Origin of the sequence: Lacinutrix himadriensis (assembly GCF_001418105.1) — a bacterium.
Lineage (GTDB): Bacteria > Bacteroidota > Bacteroidia > Flavobacteriales > Flavobacteriaceae > Oceanihabitans > Oceanihabitans himadriense.
In genome coordinates, this window is record NZ_LIQI01000027.1 from 81,406 (window position 1) to 99,381 (window position 17,976).

Annotated in this window: 14 protein-coding genes; 7 read left to right on the forward strand and 7 right to left on the reverse strand. The window is 32.3% G+C overall.

The features are described from left to right. Positions 1 to 3: 3 nt before the first annotated feature. Entirely contained in the window at positions 4 to 1,026 is a 1,023-nt protein-coding gene (gene tsaD / locus AMD28_RS13545) for a tRNA (adenosine(37)-N6)-threonylcarbamoyltransferase complex transferase subunit TsaD (RefSeq protein ID WP_055444683.1), read from the reverse strand. A gap of 102 nt (positions 1,027 to 1,128) precedes the next feature. Between tsaD and AMD28_RS13550 the strand changes: the two genes are divergently transcribed. The 6 genes from AMD28_RS13550 (at position 1,129) to AMD28_RS13575 (ending at position 10,772) form a co-directional block, all read left to right on the forward strand. Beyond that, positions 1,129 to 5,532: a translocation/assembly module TamB domain-containing protein gene (locus tag AMD28_RS13550; protein WP_241492514.1), complete on the forward strand. Its 4,404-nt coding sequence runs from the start codon at positions 1,129 to 1,131 to the stop codon at positions 5,530 to 5,532. Between the two features lie 153 nt (positions 5,533 to 5,685). Beyond that, a complete protein-coding gene (gene pfkA, locus AMD28_RS13555; protein WP_055445041.1) occupies positions 5,686 to 6,672 on the forward strand; it encodes a 6-phosphofructokinase in 987 nt (328 codons plus the stop codon). Between the two features lie 60 nt (positions 6,673 to 6,732). Continuing rightward, on the forward strand, positions 6,733 to 7,734 hold the full coding sequence (gene gap, locus AMD28_RS13560) for a type I glyceraldehyde-3-phosphate dehydrogenase (RefSeq protein ID WP_055444684.1): 1,002 nt from the start codon (positions 6,733 to 6,735) through the stop codon (positions 7,732 to 7,734). A gap of 61 nt (positions 7,735 to 7,795) precedes the next feature. Continuing rightward, on the forward strand, positions 7,796 to 8,659 hold the full coding sequence (locus tag AMD28_RS13565) for an N-acetylglucosamine kinase (RefSeq protein WP_055444685.1): 864 nt from the start codon (positions 7,796 to 7,798) through the stop codon (positions 8,657 to 8,659). Continuing rightward, positions 8,659 to 9,027 carry a methylglyoxal synthase gene (locus AMD28_RS13570; protein ID WP_055444686.1) on the forward strand — a complete coding sequence of 123 codons (369 nt, stop codon included), beginning with the start codon at positions 8,659 to 8,661 and terminating at the stop codon, positions 9,025 to 9,027. The genes AMD28_RS13565 and AMD28_RS13570 overlap by 1 nt, the downstream gene beginning before the upstream one ends. A 32-nt stretch (positions 9,028 to 9,059) precedes the next feature. Further along, the gene (locus tag AMD28_RS13575; RefSeq protein WP_055444687.1) at positions 9,060 to 10,772 is read left to right on the forward strand and encodes a phytoene desaturase family protein; all 1,713 of its coding nucleotides are present in this window, start codon (positions 9,060 to 9,062) and stop codon (positions 10,770 to 10,772) included. A gap of 193 nt (positions 10,773 to 10,965) precedes the next feature. Here AMD28_RS13575 and AMD28_RS13580 read toward each other — a convergent pair whose 3' ends face one another. The 5 genes from AMD28_RS13580 to AMD28_RS13595 form a co-directional block, all read right to left on the reverse strand. Next, positions 10,966 to 11,193 carry a VF530 family protein gene (locus AMD28_RS13580; protein ID WP_055444688.1) on the reverse strand — a complete coding sequence of 76 codons (228 nt, stop codon included), beginning with the start codon at positions 11,191 to 11,193 and terminating at the stop codon, positions 10,966 to 10,968. An 11-nt stretch (positions 11,194 to 11,204) separates the two neighbouring features. Next, complete coding sequence (locus AMD28_RS18635) at positions 11,205 to 11,363, reverse strand: hypothetical protein (RefSeq protein ID WP_161804640.1); 159 nt, start codon at positions 11,361 to 11,363, stop codon at positions 11,205 to 11,207. 39 nt (positions 11,364 to 11,402) lie between these two features. Continuing rightward, on the reverse strand, positions 11,403 to 11,612 hold the full coding sequence (locus AMD28_RS13585) for a DUF6500 family protein (RefSeq protein ID WP_055444689.1): 210 nt from the start codon (positions 11,610 to 11,612) through the stop codon (positions 11,403 to 11,405). 15 nt (positions 11,613 to 11,627) lie between these two features. Continuing rightward, entirely contained in the window at positions 11,628 to 12,917 is a 1,290-nt protein-coding gene (locus tag AMD28_RS13590; RefSeq protein ID WP_055444690.1) for a DEAD/DEAH box helicase, read from the reverse strand. A gap of 149 nt (positions 12,918 to 13,066) precedes the next feature. Further along, complete coding sequence (locus tag AMD28_RS13595; protein WP_152975615.1) at positions 13,067 to 13,795, reverse strand: hypothetical protein; 729 nt, start codon at positions 13,793 to 13,795, stop codon at positions 13,067 to 13,069. A 169-nt stretch (positions 13,796 to 13,964) separates the two neighbouring features. Between AMD28_RS13595 and AMD28_RS13600 the strand changes: the two genes are divergently transcribed. Continuing rightward, the gene (locus AMD28_RS13600; protein ID WP_055445042.1) at positions 13,965 to 15,059 is read left to right on the forward strand and encodes a DUF3667 domain-containing protein; all 1,095 of its coding nucleotides are present in this window, start codon (positions 13,965 to 13,967) and stop codon (positions 15,057 to 15,059) included. 109 nt (positions 15,060 to 15,168) lie between these two features. Here the strand turns inward: AMD28_RS13600 and uvrA are convergent, their stop codons facing one another. Next, entirely contained in the window at positions 15,169 to 17,955 is a 2,787-nt protein-coding gene (gene uvrA, locus AMD28_RS13605) for an excinuclease ABC subunit UvrA (protein ID WP_055444692.1), read from the reverse strand. Between the last annotated feature and the right edge of the window lie 21 nt (positions 17,956 to 17,976).

A 17,976-nucleotide genomic window follows, 5' to 3' on the forward strand; every position in this document is an offset into this window, starting at 1 on the left:
GTATTATATCTTCAACCTAGAAGAAGCAGTAACATCTTGTGCTGTAAAATCACCTTCTAAATATTTTAAATAACCAACAATACCAATCATTGCCGCATTATCTGTAGTAAATTCAAATTTAGGAACATAGGTAGTCCAACCAAATTTTTGTTCGCCATTTTTCAACGCTTCTCGTATTCCCGAATTTGCAGAAACTCCACCACCAATAGCAATATGATTAATTCCTGTTTCCTTGGTTGCGAGTTTGAGCTTGTCTATTAAAATACCTATGATGGTGTACTGTATAGAAGCACAAATATCATTTAGATTTTCTTCAATAAAACTAGGATTTATTTTTACTTGCTTTTGTATGAAATATAAAATAGCTGTTTTTAATCCAGAAAAGCTAAAGTTTAATCCAGCTACTCTAGGCTTTGTAAAAGCAAAAGCTTTCGGGTTTCCTAGTTTTGCGCGTCGGTCAATTTCTGGACCAGCAGGATAGCCTAGACCAAGAATTTTTCCACTTTTATCGAAAGCTTCACCAACAGCATCATCTATAGTTTCGCCAATAACTTCCATTTCAAAATAATTGGAAACCTTCACAATTTGTGTATGTCCGCCAGAAATAGTCATTCCCAAAAACGGAAAAGGAGGTTTACTAAAACCTTCTTCATCTATAAAATGCGCCAAAATATGCGCTTGCATGTGGTTGACATCTATTAGCGGAATATCTAAACCAAAAGCCAAAGATTTTGCAAAAGAAGTTCCAACAAGTAAAGACCCCATTAATCCGGGACCTCTTGTAAAGGCAATGGCATGAAGCATTTCTTTCGTTATTTCAGCTTTTTCAATGGCTTGATGCACCACTGGAACAATATTTTGTTGGTGTGCTCTAGAAGCTAATTCTGGAACCACGCCACCATATTCTTCGTGTATTTTTTGGCTAGCTACAACATTACTTAAAACCTTGCCGTTTAGTAAGATAGAAGCTGCTGTATCGTCGCAAGAGGACTCAATTGCAAGTATGTAAATATTTTGTGAGGACATTAGTAAATATTAGGCACAATAATTGTTAATTTTGACTTCAAAGTTATAACTTTAAAACGTATCAAAAAATTTTTAAAAATAGCATCCAAAATAGTAGCAGTCTTGCTACTGCTTTTCATCATATTGGTGTTGGTAATTTCTATTCCTGCTGTTCAAACGAGACTAGGTAAAATTGCTACCAATTGGTTAAATACAGAATACGGTACAAATATTAATATTAATAGAGTAGGACTTCAGTTTAATGGCGATGTGGAGCTTAAAGAAATTCTTATTAGAGATTATAAAAAAGATACGCTAATAAGTGCTGTAGAATTAAATACTTCCATCCTAAATTTTAAAAATCTTATCAATAGCAAACTTGCTTTTGGAGATATCGATTTAGAAGGATTAATTTTTAATATTAAAACCTATAAAGGAGAAGAAGATACCAATCTAGATATTTTTGTTGCTCGTTTTGATGAAGATAATCCAAGAAAAAGAGAGAATACTTTTTTAATGTCTTCTAGTGATATTTCTATTTATGATGGTACATTTCGACTTATTGATGAAAATAAAGAAACGCCAAAAATTTTAGAATTTTCTGCGATTGATATTAATGCAACTAATTTTTTAATTAATGGTCCAAACGTAAGTACTAGAATAAATACGCTTGTATTTAAGGATAGTCGTGGTTTGGTAATGAAAAATCTTTCTTCTAATTTTTCGTATACCCTTGAAAATATTAAATTCGATAATTTAAAACTTAAAACAACAAACTCTTCTTTAGAAGGAGATTTAAAGTTTTCTTATGATAGAGAAGATTTTTCAGATTTTACAAATAAAGTATTAGTAGACGCTAATTTTACAGATGCTAGCGTTGCTTTAGATGAATTAAATGTTTTTTATAATGAATTTGGTATTGGACAACGAGCAAATTTTAATGCTAAAATATCTGGAACATTAAACGATTTAAATGTTGATAATCTAAACCTGACTACCAATTCTAGAACAAAGATTTATGGCGACTTAAACTTTAAAAACTTGTTTCATGCTGCAGATAATAATTTTTCTATGCACGGAAAATTCTCTAATCTAACCTCTAATTATAAATCTTTAAAAGCATTATTACCAAATGTTTTAGGAGAAGCCATTCCTTCGGTTTTTGATAAATTAGGAAACTTTAGTATTAATGGAACCTCGTTTATTACAACTTCGACAATAAAAGCAGATCTTAAAATTGAAACAGATTTAGGCTATGTGGTTTCTAATCTAGAAATGAAAAAAATTGACGACATTGATAATGCAACTTATAAAGGAAATATTATTTTCGATGACTTTGATATTGGTACTTTTTTAAACGATCCAAATCTGAAAAAAGCGTCTTTAAATCTAGATGTAGACGGAAAAGGTTTTACCCAAGAAAACTTAAATACAAAAGTAGAAGGAGATATTTATTCTATAAATTATAATGAATATATCTATCAGAATATTCTTGTTTCGGGTAATTTAAAAGACAAGGTCTTTAACGGGAAAGTAGATTCTCAAGACAAAAATTTTAAACTTAGTTTTAATGGTCTAGCCGATTTTTCAGAAGAAATAAACAAATTCGATTTTGTTGCGAATGTAGATTATGCCAACCTAAAAGCGTTAAACTTTATAAAAAAAGACAGTATGTCTGTATTTAAAGGTATTGTCGATATGAAAATGCAAGGCACAACTTTAGATAATGCTGTTGGTAGTATACAATTTAATAAAACCTATTATCAAAACGAAAACGATGAGTATTTCTTTGATGATTTTGCCGTAGAATCTACATTTGAAAATAAAGTAAGATATATTAAAGTAAACTCGCCAGATATTATTGAAGGACAAATGAGTGGTGTTTTTCTTGTCGATGATATCGATGAATTATTTATTAACGCTATTGGTAGTTTGTATACAAAATATAGTCCTTATGAGGTTTCTACAAATCAATATATAGACTTTAATTTTAAGATATATAATAAGATTATTGAGGTCTTTTTGCCGGAATTAACACTAGGTAAAAATACCTTTGTAAAAGGAAGAGTAGAAAGTGACGAAAAAGAATTTAAACTTACTTTTAAATCCCCTAAAATTGAATGGTTAGATTACTTTGCAAATACTATTGAGTTGCAAGTAGATAATAAAAACCCATTATTTAATACCTATGTAGAAGTAGATAGTTTACATACGGATGTGTATAATATTTCAAAATTTAATCTCATTAATGTAACTATTAATGATACGCTTTTTATGCGTTCTGAATTTAGAGGAGGAAAAACAAATAACGATTTATACAACCTAAGTTTCTATCACACTAAAAACGAAGCAAACCAGTCTATTGTTGGTTTTAAAAAATCAGATGTAACCTTTAAAGGAAACCAATGGTACATCAATGAAGAGAAAAATAATTATAACAAAGTAACTTTCGATCCGGATTTTGAAAATTTCAATTTAGATCAATTTGTACTCAATCATAATGAAGAAGAAATTCAGCTTTCGGGAATTATAAATGGTAAAAACACCAAAGATTTAAAGCTACATTTTAAGAATGTATTATTAGATAATATAACGCCAGATATTAATGATTTAAGTCTAAAAGGATTAGTAAATGGTACATTAAATGTGGTGCAACAAAACGGAAATTACCTTCCAGAGTCTACTATAACTATTGATGATTTAGAAGTAAATGATTTAAATTTAGGTTCTTTTGCAGCAAACATAAAAGGAAATCAATCTTTAACCAATTATACCTTAAACGCTAGTATTAAAGATGATGAGAAAAAATCGTTTAGTGCCATAGGAGATATCGACGTATCTTCAGAAGCATCTAATATAAATGTCGCAATTCTTTTAAAAGATTTTAATTTACAACCATTAAATCCATTTTTAGAAGGTGTTTTAAGAGATATTAGAGGTTTAGCAACAGGAAAAGTAAAAGTAACTGGAAGCTTGAAAAAACCAAGTATAGATGGCCAATTAGAGTTAAACAAAGGGGGGTTAGGTATTCCAGAGCTAAATGTAGATTATAGCTTTGCCGATAAATCTTCGGTTACTCTAAATAATCAAACGTTTAGATTTAATAGTATAGATATAACAGATACGGTTTATAATACAAAAGCAATTTTAGACGGAAGCTTAAGTCATGTAAACTTTGGCGATTGGAGCATGAATTTAAACCTAGAAACAGATAGACTTCTGGTTTTAAATACTACAGAAGATGAAGACCGATTATATTACGGAACTGGATTTGTAGGTGGTACCGCAAGTATTACTGGTCCGGCAAACCAATTAAGAATAAACGTAATTGGAGCCACTAAGAAAGGGACTGTCTTTAAAATTCCTTTAACAGATAACGAATCTTTTGGCGACAATTCTCACATTCACTTTTTAAGCCCTGAAGAAAAACAAGCAAAATTAGAAGGAATTGATATAATAACAGAAGATATTTCAGGATTAGAATTGGATTTCGATTTAGATGTAACACAAGATGCAGAAATTGAAATTGTAATGGACAAAGAAAGTGGAAGTACCATTAGAGGTCGTGGAGAAGGTGGTTTACTTGTAGAAATAAATACCAACGGAAAGTTTAGTATGTATGGCGATTTCTCCGTCTTTGAAGGAACGTATAAATTTAGATATGGCGGAATTATACAAAAAGATTTCACCGTAGTTCCTGGTGGTACGCTTGCTTGGGATGGTTCTCCTCTAAAAGCACGAATAGATATTAACGCTGTTTATAAAACACAAGCAAATCCTTCCCCTTTATTAGATTCTCCAATAAACAGACGTATTCCTGTTAACTTAAAAATAGCATTAACTGGTGAGCTTGAAAAACCTGAACCAGATTACGAATTTGAATTTCCAAATTTAAGTTCTACGGTAAGATCAGAGCTAGATTATAGATTAGAATCTAAAGACGATAGAAGTAATCAAGCAATCTATTTATTAGCTACAGGTTCTTTCTCCAGTAGTTTGAGTGAGCTTAATGTAAATGGTACTATTGAAGAAAGAATAAACGGAATTATAAATGGTTTACTTTCTGATGGTGATAATAAACTGCAAGTTGGATTAAATGTAGAGCTGGGTGAAAATACACCAGATTATCAGTCAGACGATAGGTTAGGAGTAACCCTACAAACCAATATTAGCGATCGTGTTCGTATAAACGGTAAAGTTGGTGTGCCAATTGGAGGAATTAGTCAAACAGCTGTAGCTGGAGATGTGCAAATAGATTTTCTTTTAAATGAGGAAGGTACATTCACTGCAAATGTTTTTAATAGAGAAAATAGTATTCGAAACTTTGGTGAAGAAATTGGATATACTCAAGGACTTGGTATTGCATATAATGTCGATTTTGATACTTTTAAAGAACTTATTCAAATTATCTTCAAAGGAAAGAAGAAAATTGCCAAAGAATTAGAGGAAAAAGAAGCCAAAGAAAAAGAAGCAAATGCTTTGCCTGATTTTATAGGTTTCAAAAAGAAAAACGATACTCTAAATTAACTTTCTCATTCCTTTTATCTTCTAAAAACTAAATACTTCACATTTAATTTAGCAACTAAAACGTTATAGTTTCAAGATTGTGTTAAATTATGGGGAAACCTTCCTTTTTTGTTAAATTTCTTTACTAGCTTTACTAAATAATAGATGAAAATAATGGCAAAAACCATAAAAAAAATTGGTGTTATGACTTCCGGAGGAGATTCTCCAGGAATGAATGCTGCTATCCGTTCTGTAGTTCGAGCATGCGCATATCATAATATAGAATGCTTTGGTATTTATAGAGGATATGAAGGCATGATAGAAGGCGATTTTATTAAAATGAATGCACGTAGTGTAAAAGGTATTATTAATAAAGGAGGTACTATTTTAAAATCTGCACGATCTAAAGAATTTAGAACCAAAGAAGGTAGAGCAAAAGCACATGAGCAATTAGTAAAAGCTGGTATAGATGCATTTGTTGTTATTGGTGGAGATGGTAGTTTTACAGGAGCAATGATCTTTAATCAAGAATATAATTTCCCTGTAATGGGTATTCCAGGAACTATCGATAATGATATTTTTGGTACTACACATACTTTAGGTTATGATACCGCATTAAATACTGTTGTAGAAGTAATTGATAAAATTAGAGATACTGCTAGTTCGCACAACCGTTTATTCTTTGTAGAAGTAATGGGTCGCGATGTTGGTCATATTGCTTTAAATGTAGGTGTTGGAGCTGGAGCGGAAGAAATTTTAATTCCGGAAGAAGACTTAGGTTTAGATAGACTTTTAGAGTCTTTAAGACGAAGTAAAAAATCTGGAAAATCTTCTAGTATTGTCGTTGTTGCTGAAGGGGATAAAATAGGAAAAAGCGTTTTCGAACTGAAGGATTATGTCGAAGAAAACATGACCGAATACGAAGTACGAGTTTCCGTTTTAGGGCACATGCAACGTGGTGGAGCACCTTCTTGTTTCGATAGAGTTCTAGCAAGTAGAATGGGAGTAAAAGCAGTAGAAAGCTTATTAGAGGGACATAGTAATTTCATGGTCGGACTTAAAAACGATATAATAGATGTTACGCCATTTGATCAAGCAGTAAAAGGAAAATCAAAAATTAACATGGAACTTCTTAGAGTTTCAGACATCATGTCAATATAAAATTAAATATCATTTAAACGTGTGTCTGTTAAAAGACCACATAATATCATTAAATAAATTATGTCAACATTAAAATTAGGAATTAACGGATTTGGAAGAATAGGAAGAATCGTTTTTCGTGCAACAGTAAAAAGAGCAAATGTAGAAGTAGTAGCAATTAACGATTTACTAGATGTAGATCATTTAGCTTACTTATTAGAGTACGATTCCGTTCATGGAAAATTTGATGGTACTATTGAAGTAAAAGACGGAAACCTTGTTGTAGACGGAAAAACAATTCGTATTACTGCAGAAAGAGATCCTAAAAATTTAAAATGGGATGCTGCAGGAGTAGATGTAGTTGCAGAGTGTACAGGTATTTTTACAACTTTGGAAACTGCAGATTACCATATTCAAGCAGGTGCTAAAAAAGTTGTTATTTCTGCACCAAGTAAAGATGCTCCAATGTTTGTAATGGGAGTAAATCATAAAGATGTAACAGCTTCAGATAAAATTGTATCTAACGCATCTTGTACTACTAACTGTTTAGCACCAATTGCTAAAGTAATTGAAGATAACTTTGGTATTGAAGAAGCTTTAATGACAACCATTCACGCAGCTACTTCAACACAATTTACTGTAGATGCACCATCTAGAAAAAACTATAGATTAGGTCGTTCTGCAATGAATAATATCATTCCAACTTCTACAGGAGCAGCAAAAGCAGTAGGAAAAGTAATTCCAGAATTAGACGGAAAAATTACAGGGATGGCTTTTAGAGTGCCAACTGTAGATGTATCTGTGGTAGATTTAACAGTGAAAACAAAAAAGAACACTTCTTTAGCTGAAATTAAAGCAGCTATGAAAAAAGCTTCGGAAGGAGAAATGAATGGTGTTTTAGGATATACCGATGAAATGGTAGTATCTCAAGATTTTGTAAGCGATGACAGAACAAGTATTTTTGATTCGGAAGCTTCTATCGAATTAAACCCAGGATTCTTCAAATTAATTTCTTGGTATGATAACGAGTTTGGTTACTCTAACAAATTAGTAGATTTAGCATTACACGTTAATTCACTATAATTAATAAAAAATTCTACAGCTGCTCATAGATTATGAGCAGCTTTTTTTTTACTTTTAGCTTATGATATTAATAGTAGATAGCGGTTCTACAAAATGCGATTGGATTGCAGTAGACGATAAAGGAAACCAATGTTTTGAAAAAGTAAGAACCAAAGGATTAAATCCTGCCATTCTTCCAGAAAAGAAACTTAAAAAAACAATAAAAAGTAGTGATGTACTTATGCAACATAAGAAAGAAGTCACTAATATCTTTTTTTATGGAGCAGGTTGTGGTACTCAAAAACCCAAAATGTTACTCAAAGGTGTCCTAGAATCTGTTTTTAAAAATGCAGTTGTCGAAGTGGAAGAAGATACCATGGCTGCTGTTCGCGCTACTTTAAATCATAAAGATGAAGCTGCTGTAGTTTGTATTTTAGGGACAGGATCTAATTGCAGCTATTTTGACGGACAACAATTACATCAACGTGTTAATTCTTTAGGGTATACACTTATGGATGATGCTTCTGGTAACTACTATGGTAAGCAATTATTGCGCGATTATTATTTTAATCACATGCCAGAAGATTTAAAAGTAGCCTTCGCTAGTAAGTACAATGTAGAGTCCGATTACATAAAATATAACTTGTACAAACAACCCAATCCTAATGCATATTTAGCTGCATTTGCTGAGTTTATGTTCTTAAATAAAGAATCTAAATATATTGCAGATTTAATTAAATCAGGAATTCGATTATTTACAAGAAATATGATCTTTCAGTTTACAGATGTATTACCAAATGTACCTGTGCATTTTGCAGGATCTATTGCTTTTTTCTCTCAAGAGGAAATAAAAGAAGTAGCTAAGGAATTAGGTTTTACGGTTGGTAATTTTGAAAGAAGACCTATTGAAGGTTTATTAAAATTTCATGTAAATAATTTAAGTTAATGGAAATTGCAATCATAGCACATGATGGAAAAAAAGCAGAAATGGTTCAGTTTTTAAACGAACATAAAGATGTTTTGCTTCAAAAACAAATTTCCTTAATTTCTACTGGTACTACAGGGAAAAAAGTAAAAAAAGCAGGTTTTGAAGTCACTAGATTACTTTCAGGACCACTTGGTGGAGATGCTCAAATTGCTGCTAGAGTCGCAGAAGGAAAATGTGATATGGTTTTGTTTTTTAGAGATCCGCTAGAAAAACATCCACATGAACCAGATGTACTTATGCTAATGCGTTTATGTGATGTACATGATGTTCCGTTAGCAACCAATCCTGCTACGGCAGAATTATTAATAAAAGGAATTATGTTATAAGAATTCTAAAAATTAGAATTATCTTGTAACGCATGAATAATGACGCTTCCTCAGAAAAAGTAAATAAAAATAATTACGATACTATTATTATAGGCTCCGGAGTTGGAGGCTTAACTTCTGCTATATGTTTGGCTCGAGCAGGACAAAAAGTTTTAGTCCTAGAACAACATGATGTTCCTGGTGGTTGGTGTCATAGTTTTTATTTAAACGGTTATCGTTTTACTCCTGGAGTACATTATGTAGGTTTAATGAGTCCTGGAGAATCTTCCAATCAATTATATTCCGGTTTAGGTATTGCTAATGATATTGGCTTTTATAGAATGAATCCGAAGGGATTTGATCATTGTTGGATTGGTGAAGAGCGATTTAACTATTCCGCAAATTGGGATGAATTTGAACAAGATTTAATTGCCCGTTTTCCACACGAAAAAAAAGGAATCACAAAATACTTAAAGTTAGTCCGAAATGTTGGTAGGCAACTACAGCTTATTCCTAAAGTAAAAGGCTTGTGGCAACAGTTAACTATTCCGTTTCGTACCAAACACATGGGGAAATATTCTCCTTTTACATTAAAACGTGTCATCAATTGGCATGTGAAAGATCCTTTACTTCAAAATATTTTAAATATTCAGTTTGGTAATCATGGATTACCTCCAGGAAAAGCGAGTTTTATTATGCACGCTGCTATTATGTGTCATTATGCCGAAGGCGGATTTTACCCAATGGGTGGAGGAGGAGCTTTGGTAAAAGCAATGACCAATAAAATAAAAAGCCATGACGGAAAAATACAAACAAGCACGTCTGTAAAACGTATTTTAGTAGAAGGTGAAAAAGATAAAAAGGCTATAGGAGTAGAGTTAGCTTCTGGTGAAAAGATTTTTTCAGATAGAATTATATCGAATGCCGATCCTGCAATTACCTATTTTGACCTTATTGGTGAAGAACATTTAAGCAAAAATATTTTAAAGAAATTAAACAAGACCACTTACTCTTGTACTTCATTAATGCTGTTTTTAACGGTCGATATGGATGTGAAAAAAGCAGGTTTAGATTCAGGGAATATTTGGAGAATACCAAACCAAGATATGGACGATTCTTATGCCGATATGCAGAAAAAAGATATTCTAGAAGGGGAAGAGTTTTCCGGAATGTTTATCAGCTGTACTTCGTTAAAAGATCCTATAAGTTTTGATGGTCGTTACCATACGCTGGAAGCGATAACGTATATTCATTATGATGCTTTCGAAAAATTTAAAAATGAAGATGTAGAACGTTCCCCAGAATATTTAGCTTTTAAGGAACAAATTATGGAAAAGTTTTTAGTGACTTTAGAAAAAGTAATTCCAGGTATTTCAGCAAAAATTGTACATAAAGATTTAGGAACACCGATGACCAATGAGTTTTATATAAATTCCACCGAAGGAAGTGTTTATGGAACTGAAAAAAGCTTACGCCATATTGGACCTTTCTCTTATAAGCCAAAAACCGAAATTGAAAACCTATATATGTGTGGTGCATCTATTGCAGCACACGGCGTAACAGGAGCTGGTTATTCTGGAGTACAAACAGCAGCGACTATTTTAGGTTGCATGCAAGACGATTTATTAAAAGAAGACAACACACAAGAACTACGAATTTTTGAAGCAGAAGATGCTTCTAATTATCCGGAGTGGATGCTTAAAAAAATGGAAGTTAAGAAATTGCGTTTGGCTAAAAATGATGTGTTTGCAAATGCAGATAAGTAGCGTTTTTATAAATTAGTATTGTCATTTCGAGCCTGTCGAGAAATCTCAATAATAATAATAATAATAAATCTCACAAAAGATTCCTCCATTGCAGTCGGAATGACACAGAGTTTCAACTTAATATTTAAGACTTATATAGTAAAGACGAGTCTGTCATTTCGAGCGTAGTCGAGAAATCTATTACAAGTAAACTTTAGCTTCTCTTTTTAGATAACATTTTTAAATACAAATTCTCCACTTTGGTTCTAGCCCAAGGCGTACGTCTTAAAAACTTTAAACTAGATTTTACCGAAGGATCATCCGTAAAACATCTAATTTTTATGGTATACCCTAAATATTCCCAACCATAATGCGCAACCAATTCATTTATGATTTGCTCTAGTTTAACACCATGTAAAGGGTTGTTGGGTTGTGTACTCATAATGAATTCGGTTATAAGGCTGGTTTGCTAACTTTTCCTGTAATCACTAATCCAATTCCGATACCAATTAACACTCCAGAAATGAAATCAGTAGCATCGTTTTCTAAAGTGAACTGAATTATAATTCCGATAACTAATAGCACTAATCCTATAATTCTTGTTTTATTCATAGTTTTTTTTCTTTGAAAGCGTTACGAAACAAAAAGTAACTATTCCACTAAAGCTTTAATCTTAACTGCTTTTTCAAAATGATCTAACTTATGTGTCATTATCCACCAAGTAGCAGCTTCCATTAATAATTCTGGATTGTCATTTTTATTTGCAAAGAATGCATAAAAAGACAATCCTACATTATCTCCTTTTTGCTGTATTTTTTGGTTACAGACTTTAATTATTTTATCCTTTAAAGCTTCCGTCACTTTATATGCTTTTGTTTAACGGCTACGTCTAGAGTTACCGCTTTTATTTCTGTTGGAATTATTGCTAGATTTGTTAGAGGAAGCTTTTCCTTTACTTCTAGAATTCGAATTTCCTCCTCCAGAATTTCTTCCTCTTCCTTGTCCTTGTTTTGCTGGTTCTTTTGGTTCGTTAGGATCTGGTTCAAAACCTTCTAAAGTTTCCGAAGGAATTTTCATTCCTACTAACTTTTGAATATCATTTAAATAACCTAGTTCTTCCGTACAAACTAAAGATAAAGCTTCTCCTTTTGCTCCAGCACGACCTGTTCTACCAATTCTGTGCACGTAATCTTCAGAGATATTAGGTATCTCGTAATTTACAACATGTGGAAGTAACGGAATATCTAATCCTCTTGCAGCAATATCTGTAGCAACAAGTACATTTACTTTTCCACTTTTAAAACCAGCTAATGCTTTGGTTCTTGCTCCTTGACTTTTATTTCCATGAATGGCAGCAGCAGGAATATTTGCTCCTATTAATTTTTTAGTTAAATTATTAGCACCATGTTTGGTACGTGTAAATACTAAAACTTGATCCCATTGACCATCAATAATTAGTTGTAATAATAAAGCTGTTTTTTTAGCTTTAGCAACACGATATACTTTTTGTTTAATAGCATCTACGGTTGTGTTTTCTGGTGTAGCTTCTACTTGAACGGGTTGGTTTAAGATACCATTTGCAAGTTTTTTAATGTCTTTACTAAAGGTAGCCGAAAACATTAAATTCTGCCTTTTAGCAGGCATTAACTTCATAACACGTTCGATATCTCTTAAGAATCCCATGTCCAACATTCTATCTGCTTCGTCTAAAACAAATATTTCTACACGCTTTAAAGATAATAAGCCTTGGCTTTCTAAATCTAATAAACGACCAGGAGTTGCGACTAAAACATCTACACCTTGACGAATGGTTGCTGCTTGTGGTTTTTGGTTTACACCACCAAAAATAACGGCAGATCTAATATTTGTAAATTCACTGTATTCTTTAACGTTAGCATACACTTGTGCAGCTAATTCACGAGTTGGCGTTAATATTAAAGCGCGAATTGGTCTGTATTTTTCTTTCGGGTTTTCGGAAAGTAAATGTAATAGTGGTAAGGTGAAACCTGCGGTTTTTCCTGTTCCTGTTTGTGCCGAGGCTAAAACATCTGCTCCTAATAAAATTGGAGGTATTGCTTTTTGCTGAATTGGACTTGGAGTAGTATATCCTTTTTTCTGGATTGCTTTCAATAAGGCTTCTGATAAGCCTAAAGATTTAAATGACATATAGTAATTGTTAAATGACAAATTATATATGCCATTTTTTTATAAGTTGCAAAGGTACGTTTATTTATTTTGGTGTAACTAAAAAACCTCACGAAGTCGCTTTGGGTAACTGTCTCGTGAGGTTCTTGTTATATTTTTATAGAGTATTTCTAACGCTTTGCTTTTTTTAGTTTTTTCTGCTTAACGGTTTTACCATTTTTTTTGTAGTAGTAAAAATCATCGTTGTTATAGTCGTTGTGATCATTATCCCAATCATTATGGTTATCAAAATGATTTATAGAACAAGAGGTCATTCCGCAAACCCCACAACCTTGGTTGCTATAGTTAACATGACCAGTCATACCTATAACATATCCATTTCTATCATAACGTATATGTAAACCACCAACTTGATCTAACATGCCGTATCTGTTATAGTTAATATATACAGAACCTAAACGTTTTACTTGTCCTTCTCTGTTATAGTTAACAAATACATTTCCAATTCTTCTAACTTTTCCATGGCTGTCGTGTGTTACAATAACACCACCATTTGGTATGCTTGAATTAGTATAGGTAACTCTAGTTCCAGGTGCTCCAAAAGTACGATTTACACTTCTTGTGCGTGTGCTTGTTATAGGAGTTCTAGTACGTGAATTTGTTGTTCTATAATAAGAATCTCCATTTGTGTAGTCTAGATTTGTATTAAAATCAAAACTTCCGTCAGGAAAGATTAAGAACTCCACTCCACGTTCTACAAACTGAATTGGTTGTGCAAAACTGTAGCGTGAAATATTTAAATCTTCACCTTGTTTTTGTGTTGCAGTAATTTTTTCTGCTGCTGTTACAGATGTTAATGTCATTAACAATCCTGTAAATAATAGTACTAATTTTTTCATAGTATTCAGGTATTAGATTATGCCTACTCATTTAGCTTTTCGGCGTACGCTATTTGTTTTGTAAGTTTCAATTGTCGTGCCAAAAATGTACACCTCTAACTTACAGGTTATTAAGTGTGTTATTTTATTGGTTTCTTTTTTCTATTTTTATACAAACCAACCAAATACCATGTCTGTACAGTTAAAAGATTGTAAGAATTGCGAAAAACCTTTTGATGAAGCTTATGAATTTTGTCCGCATTGTGGACAAAAGGATAAAGATGAATTAACCATTGGTGTTTTGTTTTATAATACCATTAGTAATTACTTTTCTTTTGATGCTCGTTTTTTTAAGAGTTTTCTTCCGTTGTTATTTAAACCTGGTTATTTAGCTGAAAAATTTATTGAAGGGAAACGTTTACTGTATTTGCATCCTGCACAAATGTATTTGTTTATTGCTATTGTGTTTTTCTTTTTAAATTCTTTTAGAGTAAGTAATTGGAGTAATAAATTAGATACAGAATTAGGAAAAGCATTTAATAGGGAAAAATTAATAGACACTATTACAGGAGATCGTTTTAAAGACTCTCTTAACGTAGTTAAACTTTCAAAAAAGATCCAAGAAGATTCTATTGCTAGAGCAGAAATTCGAGAAGCATTAGAAGCAAACAAGTTTTTAACTGGTATGGATGAAAAGGTAATAGATTCTATTGTTACTAATGTAAATCCGAATCCTATAAATTTTTCTTTTGAATCTAGTGAAGATAAAATAGATTCCTTAATTCGAGTAGGCGCTACAGATAAAACTATTTATAAAGAATTTGGTCTTGAAGACAACGCTGGAGCTTTTCAAAAACGAATTTATTCACAAGGCTTAAAAATGTATAAATCAAGAAAAGCAGGTGGAATATTCCAAACCTTTTTTGATACGATTCCTATTGCTATGTTTTTTATCCTACCAATATTTGCTTTAATCTTAAAATTATTTTTTAGAAAAACGGGCCGTTATGCACATCATTTAGTGTTTAGTTTTTACTATTTTACATTCCTATTCACCGTATTTAGTTTAATTCTCGGAATTAATTTTATTGTAGAAATTCCAGATGGTATAGATACATTAATTGTGTTTTCTACCTTTATATATTTGTTTTTAGCCATAAAACGATTTTACAAGCAAGGTTGGTTTAAAAGCTTTTTTAAGGCAAATTTAGTAACCTTACTATTTTTCCCTATAGCATTTATTGCTGGACTTATTGTATTTGGGTTTGCGGTTATGTCTTATTAGATCTGCTATAGTATAAATGCAGGAAGTGCTTTTCATGCTAAATGTATTTCGGCATCTTATTTCGTAGGAATAGATTTTAAAACGCGTTCAGAATGACGAAGTTTGCGTTTTAAAGTTTCTCCTTTAAATACTTTCCGGTAATAGAGGCTTTTACTTTTACAACTTCTTCAGGTGTTCCAAATGCAACTAGTTTACCTCCAGTTTCTCCTCCTTCAGGACCTAAGTCAATAATATGATCTGCACATTTAATCAATTCTAAATTGTGCTCTACAACAATAATAGAATGGCCTTTTTCAATTAAAGCATAAAAGGATTTTAGTAATTTTTGAATATCATGAAAGTGTAAACCAGTAGTAGGTTCATCAAAAATGAATAAAGCATTTTCTTGTCGGGAACCTTTTCCTAAAAAGGTTGCAAGCTTAATACGTTGTGCTTCTCCACCAGAAAGGGTAGAAGAACTCTGACCTAAAGTAACATAGCCTAAACCAACATCTTGCAATGGTTGCAATTTGGTTTGTATCTTTTTCTGTTCGTGTGCTGTAAAAAACGAGATAGCATCGTCTATGGTAAGATTTAAAATATCATCGATACTTTTATTCCCAAAAGTAACTTCTAATACTTCCTTTTTAAAACGCTTTCCTTTACAAGTTTCACATTCTAAATGCACATCTGCCATGAATTGCATTTCAATAGTAACTTCACCTTCTCCTTTACAAGTTTCGCAGCGTCCGCCATCTACATTAAAACTAAAATGCTTAGCAGCATAGTTTCGTATTTTACTTAATTTCTGACTCGCATATAAAGCACGAATATCATCATAAGCCTTTACATAAGTCACCGGATTAGAACGTGAAGAACGACCAATTGGGTTTTGATCTATAAACTCAATATGTTTTACGTTGGTGTAGTTTCCTTTTAATTCGGAAAACTGACCTGGTTTATCTCCAAAACCAATAAGGTGCTTTTGTATTGCAGGAAAAAGAATCTTTTTTACTAGTGTACTTTTTCCACTTCCAGAAACTCCTGTAACTACGGTAAGCATGTTAAGCGGAAAAGTGACATCTACATTTTTAAGATTGTTTTCTCTAGCGCCAATTACTTCCACAGCATATTTGGAAGTTCTACGTTTTTTAGGAACTTCAATTTTTAATGTTTCATTTAAATATTGAGCTGTTAAGGAATTAGAGGCTAAAATATCTTTAAATGTACCTGTAGCCACTACGTTTCCACCAAAAGTACCAGCTTCTGGTCCGATATCTATAATTTCATCTGCTTCCATCATGATGTCTTCATCATGTTCTACTACAATTACGGTGTTTCCTAAGTCACGAAGTGCTTTTAATACTACAATTAAACGCTCTGTATCTTTAGGATGTAGACCAATACTTGGTTCGTCTAATATATACATAGAACCAACCAAGCTACTCCCTAAAGAGGTTGCAAGGTTAATACGCTGACTTTCTCCACCAGAAAGCGAATTCGATTTTCGGTTTAAAGTTAGATAATCTAAACCTACATTAGATAAAAAGGAAAGTCTGTTGTTTATTTCTTTTAAAAGTCGTTTTGCAATAGTTGTATCATTATCATTTAACGCTAATTCCTTAAAGAAAATAGCCAATTTATTTAATGGCATTTCTACTAAATCTGTTATCGTTGCGCCACCAATTTTAATATAATTAGCTTCGATACGCAAACGTTTACCATTACAAACTTTACATTTTGTTTTTCCGCGGTAACGCGAAAGCATTACTCGGTTTTGAATTTTATATGCTTTGCTTTCTAGTTCGGCAAAGAAATTATTTAAACCTTCAAAGTATTGGTTACCAGTCCAAATTAGTTGCTTTTGTTCTGCGCTTAACTCAAAATAAGGTTTATGAATAGGGAAATTATAATGATGCGAATTATTCACTAATTGGTCTTTATACCAACTCATACTTTCTCCACGCCAAGGGAAAATAGCGTTTTCATACACCGAAAGTGCTGTGTTTGGAATCACTAAATCGTCATCGATACCAATAACATCACCATAACCTTCGCATTTAGGACAAGCACCATAGGGATTGTTAAAACTGAATAAATGTACATTAGGTTCTAAAAAGGTAATACCATCCAATTCAAACTTATTACTAAATTGACGTTGTTTATTGTCGCTTAACGTTTCTAGGAAACATTCTCCTTTACCTTCAAAAAAAGCAGTTTGTGAAGCATCTGCTAATCGGTTATAAAAATCTTCATCGTCTTTAGTGATAATTCGGTCTACAACAAGAAAAATATCTTTTACATCTTCTTTAATATCTTGAGTTTCGTCTAATCTAATTATTTGATCTTTGACTTTAATTCTTGCGTATCCTTGCTGATTTAAAACTTTCAGTTTGTCTTGTAACTCTCTTCCTTCTTCTAAATGAATAGGAGCGAGGAGCAAGAGTTTTTCTCCTTCGGCAAAAGATTTTACATATTTAATAACATCTGCAACCGTATCTTTTTTTACTTCTTGTCCAGATTTTGGAGAATAGGTTTTTCCAATTCTAGCAAATAAAAGTTTAAGGTAATCGTAGATTTCTGTACTAGTACCAACGGTAGAACGCGGATTGGTAGAATTTACTTTTTGCTCGATAGCAATAGCAGGAGCAATACCTTTTATATAATCTACTTTTGGTTTGTTTAATCGACCTAAAAACTGACGAGCATAACTAGATAAGCTTTCTACATAACGTCTTTGACCTTCGGCATATAAGGTATCAAAAGCCAAACTAGACTTTCCAGAACCTGACAAACCGGTAATTACGACTAATTTATTTCTTGGGATTACGACATCAATATTTTTAAGGTTATGCAATTTTGCACCTTTTATAATGATATTTTGTTTCGGATTTACTTCAGAAATATTAGTGTACATAAGCTTTTAAAGGAATAATTG

What these genes read in the sequence shown, in the direction of transcription:
- AMD28_RS13570 (WP_055444686.1), top strand. Translation starts at nt 8,659, where the DNA reads ATGGAAATTGCAATCATAGCACATGATGGAAAAAAAGCAGAAATGGTT.
- AMD28_RS13575 (WP_055444687.1), top strand. Translation starts at nt 9,060, where the DNA reads ATGAATAATGACGCTTCCTCAGAAAAAGTAAATAAAAATAATTACGAT.
- tsaD (WP_055444683.1), bottom strand. Translation starts at nt 1,026, where the DNA reads ATGTCCTCACAAAATATTTACATACTTGCAATTGAGTCCTCTTGCGAC.
- gap (WP_055444684.1), top strand. Translation starts at nt 6,733, where the DNA reads ATGTCAACATTAAAATTAGGAATTAACGGATTTGGAAGAATAGGAAGA.
- pfkA (WP_055445041.1), top strand. Translation starts at nt 5,686, where the DNA reads ATGGCAAAAACCATAAAAAAAATTGGTGTTATGACTTCCGGAGGAGAT.
- AMD28_RS13580 (WP_055444688.1), bottom strand. Translation starts at nt 11,193, where the DNA reads ATGAGTACACAACCCAACAACCCTTTACATGGTGTTAAACTAGAGCAA.
- uvrA (WP_055444692.1), bottom strand. Translation starts at nt 17,955, where the DNA reads ATGTACACTAATATTTCTGAAGTAAATCCGAAACAAAATATCATTATA.
- AMD28_RS13590 (WP_055444690.1), bottom strand. Translation starts at nt 12,917, where the DNA reads ATGTCATTTAAATCTTTAGGCTTATCAGAAGCCTTATTGAAAGCAATC.
- AMD28_RS13565 (WP_055444685.1), top strand. Translation starts at nt 7,796, where the DNA reads ATGATATTAATAGTAGATAGCGGTTCTACAAAATGCGATTGGATTGCA.
- AMD28_RS13595 (WP_152975615.1), bottom strand. Translation starts at nt 13,795, where the DNA reads ATGAAAAAATTAGTACTATTATTTACAGGATTGTTAATGACATTAACA.
- AMD28_RS13600 (WP_055445042.1), top strand. Translation starts at nt 13,965, where the DNA reads ATGTCTGTACAGTTAAAAGATTGTAAGAATTGCGAAAAACCTTTTGAT.
- AMD28_RS18635 (WP_161804640.1), bottom strand. Translation starts at nt 11,363, where the DNA reads ATGAATAAAACAAGAATTATAGGATTAGTGCTATTAGTTATCGGAATT.